The 14,261-nt window shown below is 71.2% G+C and carries 13 protein-coding genes and 3 pseudogenes; 13 read left to right on the top strand and 3 right to left on the bottom strand.

What is annotated here, in order from left to right:
* The 7 genes and pseudogenes from KUTG_RS61440 to KUTG_RS19830 all read left to right on the top strand — a co-directional run.
* On the top strand, positions 1–1,548 hold a 1,548-nt coding region (locus tag KUTG_RS61440; RefSeq protein ID WP_043718740.1), incomplete at its 5' end, for a tetratricopeptide repeat protein.
* A 124-nt stretch (positions 1,549–1,672) separates the two neighbouring features.
* A complete protein-coding gene (aroF, locus tag KUTG_RS19850; RefSeq protein WP_043729976.1) occupies positions 1,673–2,716 on the top strand; it encodes a 3-deoxy-7-phosphoheptulonate synthase in 1,044 nt (347 codons plus the stop codon).
* Between the two features lie 5 nt (positions 2,717–2,721).
* Positions 2,722–3,393 (top strand): hypothetical protein, encoded by a 672-nt coding sequence (locus KUTG_RS19845; RefSeq protein WP_157494650.1) that lies wholly within the window; start codon positions 2,722–2,724, stop codon positions 3,391–3,393.
* A gap of 97 nt (positions 3,394–3,490) precedes the next feature.
* Entirely contained in the window at positions 3,491–3,910 is a 420-nt protein-coding gene (locus tag KUTG_RS19840) for a flavin reductase family protein (RefSeq protein WP_052395007.1), read from the top strand.
* Positions 3,907–4,694, top strand: a pseudogene (locus KUTG_RS66300) (4-hydroxyphenylacetate 3-hydroxylase N-terminal domain-containing protein); the annotation flags it as partial. The gene KUTG_RS19840 and the pseudogene KUTG_RS66300, both read left to right, overlap by 4 nt.
* Positions 4,695–4,706: 12 nt before the next feature.
* Positions 4,707–5,387 (top strand): 4-hydroxyphenylacetate 3-hydroxylase C-terminal domain-containing protein, encoded by a 681-nt coding sequence (locus KUTG_RS66295; protein WP_369794646.1) that lies wholly within the window; start codon positions 4,707–4,709, stop codon positions 5,385–5,387.
* A gap of 12 nt (positions 5,388–5,399) precedes the next feature.
* Positions 5,400–6,245 carry a class I SAM-dependent methyltransferase gene (locus KUTG_RS19830; RefSeq protein ID WP_043718738.1) on the top strand — a complete coding sequence of 282 codons (846 nt, stop codon included), beginning with the start codon at positions 5,400–5,402 and terminating at the stop codon, positions 6,243–6,245.
* Between the two features lie 5 nt (positions 6,246–6,250).
* Here the strand turns inward: KUTG_RS19830 and KUTG_RS19825 are convergent, their stop codons facing one another.
* Complete coding sequence (locus KUTG_RS19825; RefSeq protein WP_043718736.1) at positions 6,251–7,096, bottom strand: helix-turn-helix transcriptional regulator; 846 nt, start codon at positions 7,094–7,096, stop codon at positions 6,251–6,253.
* Positions 7,097–7,246: 150 nt separating this feature from the next.
* Between KUTG_RS19825 and KUTG_RS19820 the strand changes: the two genes are divergently transcribed.
* The 6 genes and pseudogenes from KUTG_RS19820 to nikE all read left to right on the top strand — a co-directional run bounded on the left by KUTG_RS19820 (position 7,247) and on the right by nikE (position 12,152).
* Positions 7,247–8,872 carry an ABC transporter substrate-binding protein gene (locus KUTG_RS19820; RefSeq protein ID WP_052396625.1) on the top strand — a complete coding sequence of 542 codons (1,626 nt, stop codon included), beginning with the start codon at positions 7,247–7,249 and terminating at the stop codon, positions 8,870–8,872.
* A pseudogene (locus KUTG_RS19815) lies at positions 8,869–9,561 on the top strand (ABC transporter permease); the annotation flags it as partial. The gene KUTG_RS19820 and the pseudogene KUTG_RS19815, both read left to right, overlap by 4 nt.
* A 115-nt stretch (positions 9,562–9,676) precedes the next feature.
* Positions 9,677–9,802 (top strand): hypothetical protein, encoded by a 126-nt coding sequence (locus KUTG_RS63725; RefSeq protein ID WP_369794482.1) that lies wholly within the window; start codon positions 9,677–9,679, stop codon positions 9,800–9,802.
* Complete coding sequence (locus tag KUTG_RS19810) at positions 9,799–10,398, top strand: ABC transporter permease (RefSeq protein WP_198047229.1); 600 nt, start codon at positions 9,799–9,801, stop codon at positions 10,396–10,398. The genes KUTG_RS63725 and KUTG_RS19810 overlap by 4 nt, the downstream gene beginning before the upstream one ends.
* A gap of 66 nt (positions 10,399–10,464) precedes the next feature.
* Positions 10,465–10,596: a hypothetical protein gene (locus KUTG_RS65250; protein ID WP_255360884.1), complete on the top strand. Its 132-nt coding sequence runs from the start codon at positions 10,465–10,467 to the stop codon at positions 10,594–10,596.
* Positions 10,597–10,649: 53 nt separating this feature from the next.
* Entirely contained in the window at positions 10,650–12,152 is a 1,503-nt protein-coding gene (nikE, locus tag KUTG_RS56450; protein WP_232240866.1) for a nickel ABC transporter ATP-binding protein NikE, read from the top strand.
* Positions 12,153–12,290: 138 nt separating this feature from the next.
* Here nikE and KUTG_RS63720 read toward each other — a convergent pair.
* Both KUTG_RS63720 and KUTG_RS53615 read right to left on the bottom strand, forming a co-directional pair.
* Positions 12,291–13,136 (bottom strand): annotated as a pseudogene (locus KUTG_RS63720) (tetratricopeptide repeat protein); the annotation flags it as partial.
* A 683-nt stretch (positions 13,137–13,819) separates the two neighbouring features.
* Positions 13,820–14,261: AAA family ATPase (locus KUTG_RS53615; RefSeq protein ID WP_198047228.1), on the bottom strand; the 442-nt coding region annotated here is incomplete at its 5' end.

Below are 14,261 nucleotides of genomic sequence, written 5' to 3'. Positions count from 1 at the left end.
TCGGTGGCCGACGCCGACCGGATCCTGGACGAGTTGGCCGCCGCCAACGTCGTCCAGGCCCACACGACCGGCCGCTACCGGTGCCATGACCTGCTCCGCCTGTACGCGGCGGAACGGGCCAGGACCGACGAGCCCGAACACGATCGCGCCGCCGCCGTCGACCGGCTGCTCACCTGGTACCTGCGCCGCGCCGACGCCTCCGCCCGAGCCTGTTATCCGGGGGCCGCCCGGCTGCCCGCGGAGGGCAGCACCCCGGCGCCGATCGGCGAGCGCGAGGCCGCGAGCTGGTTGCAGGCCGAACGGGGCAACCTGGTCGCGGCGGTCCAACACGCCAGCGCCAACCAGCTGGGATCGGTGAGCTGGCGACTGGCCGACGCCCTGCGTGCGCACTTCCTGTCGGGCGGGTACTACGGCGACTGGTTCGCGGCGACGCGCGCCGGGCTCAGGGCGGCCACCCGGGAGGGGGATGTCTTCGCGCAGACCGGAATGCGGCTGAGCCTCGGCATCGCCTACCGGTGCCAGGCCGGCTACGAGGAGTCCGAGGTCGAACTGACCAAGGCGCTGACCGGCGCCCGCCGGTTGGGGGCGAAGGACTTCGAGGTCGCCGCGCTCAACGCGCTGGGTGTGCTGTGCCAGGTCACCGGGCGCTCGGCGCAGGGCCTGTCGCTGCTCGCCGACGCGCTGGCCATCGCTCGCATCTTCGGTCTGCGGCACGCCGAGGCCGAGACCCTGCGCAACCTCGCGTCCGCGCAGCACAGCCTCGGCGAGCTGGAGGACGCCTTCGGCCACGTCGATTCCGCGCTGAAGCTGGATCGCCGGCTGGGGGTTCGGCACACCGAGCCGCACAGCCTGAGCCGGCTGGGCGCGCTCTGCCTCGATCTCGGCCGGCTGGACGAGGCTCTGGACCACCTCGACCGCGCGCTGGACCGGAGTCGGGAGCTGGGCGCCCGCCACGACGAGGCGATGTCGCACTGCGGCCTCTCGGTGGTCCACCGGTACCGCAACGACCCCACCCTCGCGGACGCCCATGCCGGGCAGGCGCTGGCGCTGGCCCGGGACATCGGGAATCCCATCGCGGAGGCGAAGGCGCTCAACGCACTCGGCGACGTCCAGCGCATCCGCAAACGGGTCCAGCCGGCCGAGCACCACCACCTGAACGCGCTCGCGTTGAGCCGGCGGGTCGGGCACCGGCAGACCGAGGTGGAGGCCCGCATCGGGCTGGCGCTGACCTATCGCCACGCCGACCGCAACTCGGCGGCCTTCCAGCACGGCCGTGACGCGCTGGACATCGCCAACCGCAGCGGTCTGCGGTTGCTGGAGGGCAAAGCCCTCGCGGTGCTCGCGGCCGTGCACTTCGACGCCGAGCAGTACGGCCAGTCGCGGGATCGGGTCGAGCAGGCGCTGAGGTCGCACCGAAGAACCGGGCATCTGCTGGAGCAGACCTGCGCGCTGAAGTGGCTGGACCGGATCCGAGGCGCCACCTCGGGCGGTCAGCAGCGTGACACCGGCGGCTCCGCCTGCCTCACGTCGGCTCGTGTCGCCGGCTGAGCCAGTGCCGAAGTCCGCACGAAAGGGTGCGGTAAGCGGGCCCTGACACAGTCGCCGCTGTCCGGCTCGGGCGGTCGCAGGAACCGTCCCGCCGAGGCGCGCCAACGACGACAAGGGGGTGTCCGTGATCGTCTTCATGGAGCGGCATTCGATCTCCGAACAGGTCGATCGGGTAGTGGCCGAGCTCGGGACGTTCGGCGTCAGGACGACGGCCTGCGTCCAGGACGGGCGAGTGGCCCTCATCGCCGAGCGGGCGCCGATGCCCGAGATCATCGAGCGGATCCAGGCGCTGCGGGGCGTGGCGGAGGTCCTGGTCATCGGGGGATCCTCGCGCCTGGGCAGCCGGGCCTATCGGTCCGCGGACTCGACGGTGCGGGTCGGCGACGTCGTGATCGGCGGGCCGGAGTTCGTCGTCGCCGCGGGACCGTGCGCGGTGGAGAACGGCGAGCAGCTGGCCGATGTGGCCGCCGCGGTGGCGCTGTCCGGGGCGACGATGTTGCGTGGCGGGGCCTTCAAGCCGCGGAGTTCGCCGTACAGCTTCCAGGGACTGGGGCCGGCCGGCCTGGAGCTGCTGGCCGAGCAGCGCGCGCGGACCGGGCTGCCGGTGGTGACCGAGGTGCTCGAACCCGCGCAGGTCGGGCCGGTCGCGGAGCGGGCCGACATGCTCCAGATCGGGGCCCGGAACATGCAGAACTTCCCCCTGCTGCGGGAAGTCGGCCGCAGTGGGCATCCGACCCTGCTCAAGCGCGGCCTGGCCGCCACCGTCGACGAGTGGCTGGCCGCCGCCGAGTACGTGCTCCGGGAGGGCAACGGCAATGTCGTGCTCTGCGAGCGTGGCATCCGGACGTTCGAACCCGCCACCCGCTTCACGCTCGATCTCAGCGCGGTGGCCGTGGTCAAGCGGCAGAGTCATCTGCCGGTGATCGTGGACCCGAGCCATGGCACCGGCCGGTCGTGGCTGGTGCGCCCGCTGGCGCTGGCCGCGGCGGCGGCCGGGGCCGACGGACTGCTCGTCGACGTCCACACCGATGCCCACAACGCGCTGTGCGACGCCGACCAGGCGTTGACGGCCAAGGAGTTCGACGAGCTCATGCGATCCGCCGGCCGGGTGCTCGGCGCGGTGGACCGTCCCCTGGCCTGCTCGCCCGCGCTCGTCGAGGGGATGTGAGGATCGTGACCGTCTCGCCGGACCTGCGCCGGACCGCTCGGGTTGTCATGAACGACACCGAGAAGGCGGCCCTGTGGCGACAGCGGATGTTCGAGGCCGAGACCGGCATGACCCGGTTCCTGACCGAGCGCGCGGGGCAGGCGCACGTCGCCGACTGGCTGCGGGTACGGGCCGACATCTTCATCCGACTACCCGATCCGGGCAGCGCCGATCCGACCGCCTGGCAGCGTGCGTTCTTCTTCGCCCAGGCAGTGATGGAGAAGTTCCTGGTGGCGCGCTACGGCGAGGATGCGCTCGCCGACTGGGCGTTGGCCAACGCGGAGAGCTACCGGGACGTCGAACCCGACCACGGTGGGGGAACCGCGGACACCGTCGGGCGCATCGGCCGCCAGGCGGAGCTGTACGCCTCGGACTACGAGGTCGTGCGCAGCGCGCCGGCCGGCTCCTCGATCGTGATCTCGCACTGCGCGATCTGGGACTACCGGGAACGGGCGCGACGCAACGGTGTGCCGATCACCCTCGATTCGCCGTGCACGTACTGCACGAAGGCGATCGCGGCCAACGTGCGGGCCAAAGGTCAGGTCGCGACCCATCGGCTGACCACCTCCGGCGACAGCCACGGCTGTCGCTGGGACGTGGTCGCGTCCGAGCCGGACGACACGGGGCGGGTGGAATGACCGTACGAGTCGCTCAACTGTCCATTGAGGAGTTCAAACTCGCCGCCCGCGGGTTCGCCTCCGGCGTGACCGTGGTGACGACCCGTGCGGCGACGAGGTGTTCGCCAAGACCGTGTCCTCCTTCAGCTCGGTGTCGTTGAACCCCTTGCTGGTCTCGGTGTGCGTCGCCGCCGCCAGCCCGCTCGTCGCGGCGATCCACGCGTCCTCCCGGTTCGCCGTCAGCGTCCTGCGGCGCGAGCAGCAGGCGATATCCCAGCACTTCGCCGCGCCGGGAAACGGGCGTGCCGCCGAGTCCTTCCCGACGGTGCCGATGACCTCGGTCGCCACCGGCGCGCCGGTGGTCGACGACTGCCTGAGCTACTTCGACTGCCGACTGGACGAGTCGGTGACCGCCGGCGACCACCAGATCCTCGTCGGCCGTGCCCTCGCCGCCGGAGCCAGTTCCGGTGAGCCGCTGGTGTACTACCGCAGCGGCTACCAGTGGATCACCGCGTTCCCCGATGGAGCCCATCAATGACGATCACCGAAGCAACCACAGTGTCCACACGGGACGGTGGCGTGCTCGACGGCCGGAGGTACCGGGCGAGTCTCGACGACGGACGGGAGGTGTGGCTGGACGGGCAGCGGATCGCCAACGTCGCGGAGCATCCGGCCTTCCACGGCGCCGTCGACGAGATGGCCCGGCTGTTCGACCTGCAGCACGATCCGCAACTGCGCGATGTGCTGACCGTGGAGTCACCCGAGACCGGCACCAGGATCAGCCGGGCCTACCAGCTGCCGCGCACCGCGGACGAGTTGACGGCGAAGCGCCACAACGCGGAAGCGTGGATGCGCGAGACCTGGGGGCAGCACGGCCGTTCCCCGGCGTCATGGCCACCGTTGCCGTGGGGCTCTACGACTTCCGCGAGCACCTGGAGCTCAACCGGGCGGGGTTCGGCCAGCACGCGGCCGACTACCACCGCTACTGCAGCGAGAACGACCTGGTGCTGGCGCATGCCTTGGGCGACCCGCAGATCGACCGGAGCGCGAATCCGGTCGACCACCCGGATCACGCGTTGCGCGTCATCTCGGAGAACGACGGCGGCGTGGTCGTCCGCGGCGCCAAGCAGCTGACGACACTGGCGCCGTTCGCCCATGAGGTGCTGGTGTACCTGTCGACGTCGTTCGCCGACCGGAGCGCGGAACGCTTCGTCATCTGGTTCGCCGTTCCGATCAACACTCCCGGGCTCAAGGTGCTCTGCCGGGAACCGCTCGGCGCCGCCCCGCACGGCCACGCGCATCCCTTCGGGGCCAAGCTGGACGAGCAGGACTCGATGCTGTTTTTCGACGACGTGCTCGTGCCGTGGCACCGGGTGTTCCTGATGCACGACGGAGCCCTTGCGCGCCAAGGGTTTGCTCGCATCAACGCCTGGAGCCAGTACGTGGGCCAGGTGCGCTACCAGGAGCGGCTGCGCACTCTGCTCGGCGTGGCCACGCTGCTCGCGGAGTCCATCGGCGTGGACGGTTTCCGCAACGTGCAGGAGGACCTCGGCGAACTGGCCGGCTACGTGGACATGCTGGGCTACTTCCTGGCGGCCGGTGAGGCCGGCGCCGTGCGGACCGACGGCGGCCTGCTGGCGCCGGCGGCCACACCGGCCGCGGCCGTGTGGGCGGCGCAGATCGCCAGCCGCGCGGTGGAGATCGTGCGGCGGGTCGGCTCCTCCGGGATCCTCATGCAGCCGAGCGAGGCCGATCTGGCCAATCCCGAACTGCGCCCCTTCCTCGACCGGTACATGCACGGCAAGACCATGCCGGCGGATCTGAAGTCCAGGCTGTTCCGGCTGGCCTGGGACCTCACCCAGGACGGGTTCGGCCAGCGGCAGGACCTCTACGAGTTCGTGCACCGCGGCGACATCACCCGCAACCGCATCAACCTGCTGCGGCGGCACGACCAGTCGGCGGTGCTCGAACGGATCAAAAGCCTGATCTCCCAGCCGCTCGGCCGGCCGGAGTAGGAGGGGACGGACATGACCAGTGGGATCCTGAGCCAGGCCGCCGTGTCGGGTGGCTACGAGGAAGCCAGCAAGCTGCTGCAGATCCGTGACCAGGACTGGGTTCTGGGGTTCGCGCCGCCGGCCCCGCGGGGCATCATCGATCTGGGGTGCGGCACGGGTTCGCTGTTGCTGGGCGCCCTGGAGCGGATGCCGAGCATCGAAACGGTGGTGGGGCTGGAGAAGTCGGCGCACCGGCTGGAGCACACCCGAGGCGTGCTCGAAGCGCCCGGGCGCCGGGTGCGGCTGATCGAGGCCGACCTGGTGGACGATCCGGCCCTGGACTTCCGCAGCGATCTCGTCACGATGACCGCGGTGCTGCACTGGTTGCACCCGGACGAGGACGCCGCGCTGCGGTGGGTCGACGAGCACCTGCTGCCCGGCGGGGTTTTCCTGCTCACCACCTATCACCCGGCGGCCGATGGCGACGGGTTCGGCGGCACGGACGAGGTGGTCCGCGAGGCGCTGGTGGCGACGGGAGTTCCGACCGAGTCCGTGCCGGGCGTCTTCGACCGCGCGGGAGTCGTGCCGATCGGCGTCCGGACGCTGCCCACGTCGACGCTCGCGGACCTGCTCGGCGCCCGCTTCACGGTCGATGCCGTCTCCGACCGCAACGCCGTGATGCGGCCGCGTGATGCGCAGGAGTACCAACGGTTCCACGCCGCGACGTTCGGCACCTACTACAGCCGGATGGCCGGCCCGGGGCGCGAGCAGGACTTCTTCGACGCGCTGGGCGAGGTCGCCGAACGCCGCATGCGGGAACTGGGCCACGTGACGGATATCCCGGTGCGGCTGTGGCGTTGTGTCAAGGCGGCCGGCTGAGCGGATCAGCCGGCCTGTTCACGCCGACGGTGGCGATCGATCACCCGCGACACCCGCTGGTGGTCGATCGCCCGGGCCGGTGTGAGCAGCAGCACGACGGAGTCGAGGTTGTCCACCGGGCGGAACATCGAGCACACCAGGTCGACGTCGCCGACCCCGCTCAGCGTCACCCGCACCGGCCGCGTGGTGAACGTGCGCACGGTGTGGCAGGCCCACCAGTGCGCCAGCTCGGGGTTGTCCCGGTTGAGGATCGAGTAGATCTGGCGGATCCGCTCGTCGTCGGGGTAGCGGTCGGCCTGCGCGCGGAACTGTGTCGCCACCGCCTTCGCGAAGGGTTCCCAGTCGGTGAGCGACTTCTGCACGACCGGGTCGCCCACCATGATCCACAACGCGTTGCGCCGGGACCTCGGCAGCAGCTCGGGATCGGTCCACAGGGCCGAGTAGGCCTCGTTCCAGGCGATGACGTCCAGCCGCCGGTCCAGCAGCAGCGCCGGGCTCGTCGGCCAGCCGTCCAGCACCGGCTGCAGCAGCTCGCCGACCGAACCGTCGTCCTCGTCCGAGTCGGGCGGTTGGAGTCCGGCCAGCGACAGCATGTGCCGGTGCGCGTCCTCGTCCAGGCGCAGCGCGACGGCCAGCGCGTCCAGCACCCGCTTGGACGCGGCGACCCGGCCCTGTTCCAGCCAGGTGTACCAGGCCAGCCCGATACCGGCGAGTGCGGCGACCTCTTCCCGCCGCAGGCCTGGTGTTCGGCGGCGAATAGTGCCCGGCAGTCCGATATCCGACGGTTTGACGTGTTCGCGATGGGCGCGAAGAAAGGCCCCGAGCTTGCGGCGCCTGGCTGATTCCGACACTGTTGATCCCCCAAGATACGACAGCGCTCGTTGTCTCTCACTGTAGTGCAGGCGGAGCGCTCCGTCACGGTGACGGTCATCCGATGAGCAGAAGTATCAGGACAAACACCGGTCTGGCTGTGCCCTGCCCGGGCCCACAGACTCGTGGCGATGCGATCACCAGCGATCGGCGCGGTCCTCCTGCTCGGCCTGGCGGCGTGTGCGCCGGCGGGCGGCTCCGGCCTGGACACCGGGCCCGTTGCCGGAGGCACGCTCACCTTCGCCGTCGACACCGAGCCGCCCTGCCTCGACCCCCACGTCAGCTCCGCTGACATCACGGCGGTCATCCAGCGCAGCGTGTTCGACTCGCTGGTGGCCCAGGCGCCGGGCGGCGCCTTCCGCCCGTGGCTCGCCCGGTCGTGGACGATCTCACCCGACGGCCGGACCTACACGTTCATGCTCCGGCCGGGCGTGCGGTTCCAGGACGGCGCCCCGTTCGACGCGGACAGTGTCAAGGCGAACTTCGACCACATCGTGGCGAAGGAGACCAGATCCCAGTACGCGGTCGACCTGTTGGGGCCCTATGTCGGGACGACCGTGCTCGGTCCGCTGGTCGCCCAGGTTGTGCTGGCCCGGCCGTACTCGGCGTTCCTGCAGGCCGTGAGCACCACGTATCTCGGCATGGAGTCGCCGAAGGCGTTGCGGCAGAAGAAGGATCGACTGTGTGCGGGCGCGGATGCCTCCGTGGGCACCGGACCGTTCCGCTTCACCCGCTGGGTGCGGGGCCAGCGCGCCGAGTTCGACCGGAATCCCGACTACGACTGGGCGCCGGTGACGGCCGCGCATCCCGGCCCCGCCTACCTGGCCCGAATAGTGGTGCTGTTCCTGCCGGAAAGCTCGGTGCGCATGGGGGCACTGCAAAGCGGTGCCGCGGAGGTGGTGGACGCCGTCGCGCCTGTCGACGTGGCCGCGCTGACCTCGGATCACCGCTTCACGGTCAGCAGGCACGACTCGCCCGGCGTGAACTACGCCCTGTATCTGAACACGAGGCGTGCTCCGTTCGACGATCCGAGGGCCCGCGTCGCGATCCAGCGCGCGGTGGACATGGACCAGACCGTGCGGGCCGTCTACTTCGGACAGTACGAACGGGCATGGAACCCGCTCAGTCCGGCGACTCCGGGCTACCAGCCGGCCGGTGAACACCACTGGAACCCCGATCCCGCCGAGGCGAGCCGGCTGCTGGACGAGCTGGGCTACACCGGCCGGGACGCCGACGGGTATCGGACCGAGCAGGGCCGGCGCCTGACCGTCCGGTGGCCCTACAACCAGAGTCTCGTCCGCGAGCAGCGCGATGTGCTCGCGGTCGCGGTCCAGGACCAGTTGCGCAAGGTCGGCGTGGACGTCGAGCTGGAGCCGCTGGACGCCGGCGCCTACTCGGCCCGTCGCGACGGCGGTGACTACGACATCATCGGATTCAGCTGGGAGCGAGCCGACCCCTCGGTGCTCGACATGGTGCTCGCGTCGGACCAGCAGTTCACCGACGGCGGTGCCAACGGCGCGCGGCTGGCCGATCCGCAGATCGACGCCTGGCTTGTCGGCGCCGGCGCCACCGCGGACCCCGCGGCGCGTGATGCGGCGTACACGAGGGTCCAACAGCGCGCGGTCGACCAGGCCGTCGTGCTGCCGACCTATGTGCACAGCCGCATCATGGGGCTGGCCCGCACCGTGCACGGACCCGGCTTCGACACGAACGCCTGGCCGCAGTTGCACGACGTGTGGATCGAGGCGGTCCGATGAACCGGATCGCCCGGCACGTCGTGACGCGTCTGGCCGCCGGTGTGCTGGTCATCTGGTGCGCGGCGACGCTGTCGTTCGCCGCCATGACGCTCATCCCCGGCGATCCCGTCGACACCCTGCTGGGCGGCTCCGTCAGTGCTTCCCCCGCGCTGCGGCGGCAGATCGTCGAGGCGTTCGGGTTCGATGAGCCGATCCCGGTCCGCTATGCCAAATTCCTCGGCCGGCTGCTGTCGACGGACCTGGGCGAGTCCTACCGGCTACAGGCGCCGGTGGGTCAGCTCATCGGCGAGCAGCTGCCGTCCACCGCCTCACTGGCCGCCCTGTCGGCGTTGCTGGCGATCGTGCTCGCCGTCGTCGCCGTGCTCACGACGGCGGGGCATGACACGGTCGCACGGCGCATGGTGTCGGCCCTTGAACTCGTTCTGGCCTCGACGCCGTCGTACTGGCTGGGCATCCTGCTGCTGACGTTCTTCGCGCACAGCCTGCACATCTTCCCGGTCGCCGGTGACTGGGGCCTGGCCTCGCTGGTGCTGCCGGCGGTGACGTTGGCCCTGCCCATGGCGGCGATACTCGCGCGGGTGCTGCGGGAGGGGTTCGAGGACGTGCTCGCCCTGCCCTTCGTCGTCAGCGTCAAGGCCCGTGGAGTAACGGAGACCGCGTTACGCCTGCGGCACGTGCTTCGACACGCCCTGGCGCCGACCGTCACCTTGACCGGCTGGATGCTGGGCACGTTGCTGGGCGGCGCGGCCCGTTGTCGAGACCGTTTTCGCGCGCCAGGGCATCGGCCGCCTTGCCGTCACGGCCGTGGAGAGCAGGGACATGCCGGTCGTCACCGGCGTCGTGCTGCTCACGGCCGGCGTTTTCGTGGTGATCAACCTGGTCGTCGATCTGCTGTACGTGATCATCGACCCGCGGCTGCGTGACGCGTGACGCGAGTGTTGGGACCGCTACTGGCCGGCCTTGCCCTGGTGGCCATCGCCGTGGCGGCGATTCGGCCCGAACTGGTCACCGGCCTGTCTCCCGTCGACACCGACGTGCTCGACGCGCTGCGGCCGCCCGGACACCAGCACCTGTTCGGCACCGACGAGTTGGGTCGTGACGTCTTCGCCCGCACCGTCTACGCCGCCGGCGCGTCGCTGGCGATCGGCCTCGGCGCCACGGCCGTCGGCGCGCTGACCGGCGCCGTCGTCGGCGTCGCCGCCACGCTCGGCGGCCGAGCTGTGGACCTGGTGCTCATGCGGGTCGTCGACGCGTTGCTGGCGTTTCCCGAATTGCTGCTGGCGCTGCTGGTCGCGGCCGTGATCGGTCCTGGCACCGTCAACGCGCTGCTGGCGATCGGGCTCGCCACGATGCCGCACTACGCCCGGGTCGTCCGGTCGCGAGCGCTGGTGGTGCGGCGGTCCGACTTCGTCGAGGCGGCCAGGGTGCTCGGGGTCCCGTGGCCGCTGGTGGTGCTGCGGCACATCGTGCCGAACACGGTGGGCCCGTTGAGTGTGCTCGCGACGCTCGGCGTCGCACGGCGGTGATCTCGGGTTCGGCGCTGAGCTTCCTCGGTTTCGGCCCCGCGACCGCCGACTCCGGAGTGGGGAGCGATGCTCGCCGGCAGTCGTGACTATCTGGAGGTGGCCTGGTGGACCGGGACGTTTCCCGGCTTGGTGATCACCACCGTGGTGGTGTCGCTGACCGTGCTGAGCCGGCGGCTGAGGGACCGAACGGCCCGCTGATCGCCGTCTCGGACCTGGCGGTCGCCTTCGGGTCGTCCATCGCGGTTCGGGGCGTGTCCTTCGAGATCGGCGCGGGCGAGTGTCTCGCCCTCGTCGGCGAGTCGGGCTCCGGCAAGAGCCTCACGGCCCGCAGCCTCATCGGCCTGGCCGGCGCCGGGGCGTCGGTTTCCGCTCGGCGCATGGAGATTCAGGGCGTCGACCTGTCCGGGCTGGGCGAACGCGGCTGGCGTCGGATCAGGGGACGGTCCATCGGTCTGGTGAACCAGGACGCGCTCGTCGCACTCGACCCGCTGCGACCCGTCGGCCTCGAGGTCGACGAGGCGCTCCGTGCACACCGGACAGGTGACCGAGCCAGACGGAGGCAGCAGGTCATCGAGGCGCTCGGGGCAGCAGCCGTCCCCGATCCCGAACTACGCGCGCGACAGTACCCGCACCAGCTCTCCGGTGGGCTACGGCAGCGGGTGCTCGTGGCCTCGGCGCTGGCCGCCGGCCCGCAGCTGGTGATCGCCGACGAGCCGACGACAGCGCTGGACCCGACCGTGCAGGCCGAGGTGCTTGAGCTGCTGGGCAAGGTGAAGGCCGGTGGCACCGCAATCCTGCTGATCAGTCACGATCTGGGGGTGGTCGCCCGGCTCGCGGACCGGATCGCCGTCATGCACGCGGGCACGATCGTCGAGCAAGGCGCGACGAGTGAGCTGCTCGCCCGGCCGCGGCACGACCACACCCGCGCGCTGCTGGCCGCGGCCGGTGCGGGCAGTCGTGTCGATCCCCGCTGCGGTGACGAGGTGCTGCTCGACGTACGGGAGGTGTCCAAGCGTTACCGCGCGCCGGACGGGACGCGAATGGCGGCCGTCGACCAGGTCTCGTTCCAGGTCCGCGCGGGGGAGGTGCTCGGAATGGTCGGTGAGTCCGGCTCGGGCAAGTCCACGGTCGCGCGGATCGTCACCGGCCTGCTGCCGCCGGACAGCGGTGGCGTGTGGTGGGACGGCGAACCGTGGAGTGCGGCCACGGAGTCGGCGCGAAGGCCCCGGCGCCGGGAGATCCAGTTGATCCAGCAGGATCCGCTGAGCGCCTTCGACCCTCGTTTCACCGTGGCCCAGATCCTCGGCGAGGCGCTCGGGACGACCGACCTGCGCGGCCGGAAGGTTCGTCGGGATCGGGCCGTTGAACTGCTGGAGTTGGTCGGACTGAGCGTGGCTCACCTGCGGCGACGGCCGGCCCAGCTGTCCGGCGGGCAGCGGCAGCGCCTGGCCATCGCCAGGGCACTGGCCACCGGCCCTCGCCTGATCGTGTGCGATGAGCCGGTTTCCGCGCTGGACGCCGTCGTGCGGGAGCAGGTGCTGGCCTTGCTCGACCGGCTACGAGTCGACTTCGGCATGTCCTTGTTGTTCATATCCCACGACCTACGGGTGGTCCGCCGCATCAGCCACCGTGTGCTCGTGGTGCGCAGCGGCCGCGTCGTTGAAGTGGGGGCGACCGATGCGGTGCTGTCGACACCGCAGAGCGCCTATACGCGAGATCTGGTCGCGGCAGTGCCGGAATTGCTCCTGCCGTGACCGGCCGGGGGTTACCGGGGGGGACACGACCGTGGCGTGGAGTTCGTACTGCTCGCGGCAGCCGAGGTCGGCCTTGACGGTGAGGGTTCGGGCGTGCCAGAGGGGAGCCTGGATGCGGCGCCACTGGCGGAGGGACTCGGACACGTAGGTCTCGCAGGCGGACAGGGAGCTCTGGGCCAGGCAGAGTTCGGCGAAGGTGCGCAGGGCGAGGGCCTGGCCGAAGTCGTCACGCAGGTCGCGGCAGGTGTCGAGGGTCCAGTCCAGCAGGGCCTTGGCCTCCTCGTGCTGGTCGGCGCGGATGAGAGACTTGGCCAGCGACAGGGAGGCGTAGGCACGGCTGAGCCGGCCGCCGAACTCGGTGAGCAGGGTGTGGGCACGCCGGCAGTAGTCGACGGCGGGCGGGATGTCGTCCTGGGCGCGGTGGATCAGGCCGAGGTTGCGCAGGGCGAAGGCCTCGGCCTGGCGGTTGCCGGAGGACTGGGCGAGGGCCAGGGCGGCACGGGCGGCGTCGGCGCCGGGGGAGAACTCGCCGAGCTCCAGGTGAACCTGGGCGATGACGTTGTGGAGGTAGACGAGCGCGGCGGCGTCGGACTCGGCGGTGAAGGTCGGCAAAGCCTGCTGGCAAAGGGAGATAGCCTCACGGAACCGACCCCGTTCACTGTGGACGGTGGCCAGCCCGGCGCGGGCGGTGGCCAGGCCCTGGGTCTCGCCTTCGAGCTCGAACTCCTCGATGGCGCGGGCGAAGTACTGGCCGGCCTCGGCCAGGGCGTCGCGCTCGTAGGCCAGTTCGCCCAGTCGCACCAACAAAGGCGCCCGGGCCGCGCGGTCGTTGACCCGGCTGACGGCGTCGACGGCGACCTGCTGGGCTCGCAGCCAGTCCACGAAGTGGTTGCGGGCGGACAGGAAGGACAACAGGCTGGCGGCCAGCGCGCAAGCGTGGGTGGCCAGCCCGGCCGCGGCGGCCTGGCCCACCACGGCGGCCATGGCTTCCTGCTCGGCCTCGATCCAGTTCTCCGGGTCCGTGACGGCCGCCAGCACAGCGTCCTCGGGCGGCTGCCAGCCGTGGTCGTCGGGCAACGGCACGGGAAGCACGCCGAACAGCATCGGCGTCTCGACCCGGCTGACCATGATCTGCCAGCCCGACATCACCCGCAGCAGCAGCGCGGCCTGTTCGTCGGGCTGCTCCTCGGCCAGGGCCAGCTCGCGCCCGTACACGCGCAGCAGGTGGTGGATGCGGTAACGGGGCTGCCCGGTCTGGTCGGAGCCGATGGACTCGACGAGGTAGTGCGTGAGCAGCGTCTCGACGACACGCTCCACAGTGGACGCCGGAACGTCCAGCACCGCGGCCAGCATCCACGTGCCGAAGGAGGGCGCGTCGAGCAGGCTGAGCCGCCGGAAGGCGCACCGGCCGACCTCGGGCAGGCCGTCCAGGCCCAGCGCGATGCTCGACCGCACCCGCAGCTCGCCGGCGTCGAGCACGTCGAGGCGTTCGCGTTCCCCGGCCAGCCGCCGTTCCAGCTCGCGCACGGTCCACTGTGGATGGATGGCCAGCTTGGCGCCGGCGGTGCGGACCGCCAGCGGAAGGCGGCCACACAGTTCGACGATGTGCTCGGCGGTCAACGGATCGGCCGTCACGCGGTCGGCGCCGGCGGTGGTGCCCAGCAGCGTCACGGCATCCGAAGTGGACAGTGGTTCGAGGTGGACTCCCGCCGCGGGGGGAAGGCGACCAGCCGCCGGCGGCTGGTGACGATGACGCCGCAGGCGGAGCCGCCGGGCAGCAGCGAGTTCAGCTGGGCGAGCGTGATCACGTTGTCCAGCAACAACAACACCCGGCGGGCGGCGAGGCGGCTGCGGAACAGGTCCAGCCGTTCGTCGGCCGACGCGGGCACCTCCTGCGGCGGCAGCCCGGTGGCGCGCAGGAAGCGGGCCAGGATCTCGCCCGACGACGTTCCAGCCCGCTCGGAGGCGTCCAGGTCGACGTAGAGCTGGCCGTCGGGGTAGGTCGACCGCACCCGGCCGGCGACCCGGATGGCCAGGCTGGTCTTGCCGATCCCGGACGGGCCGCTGATCACCACGACGGGCATCACGGCCGGGCCGTCCTGGGGCTTG

Source organism: Kutzneria sp. 744 (assembly GCF_000568255.1).
In the GTDB taxonomy this organism is placed as follows: Bacteria; Actinomycetota; Actinomycetes; order Mycobacteriales; family Pseudonocardiaceae; genus Kutzneria.
This window is presented reverse-complemented; position numbering and strand designations above follow the sequence as displayed.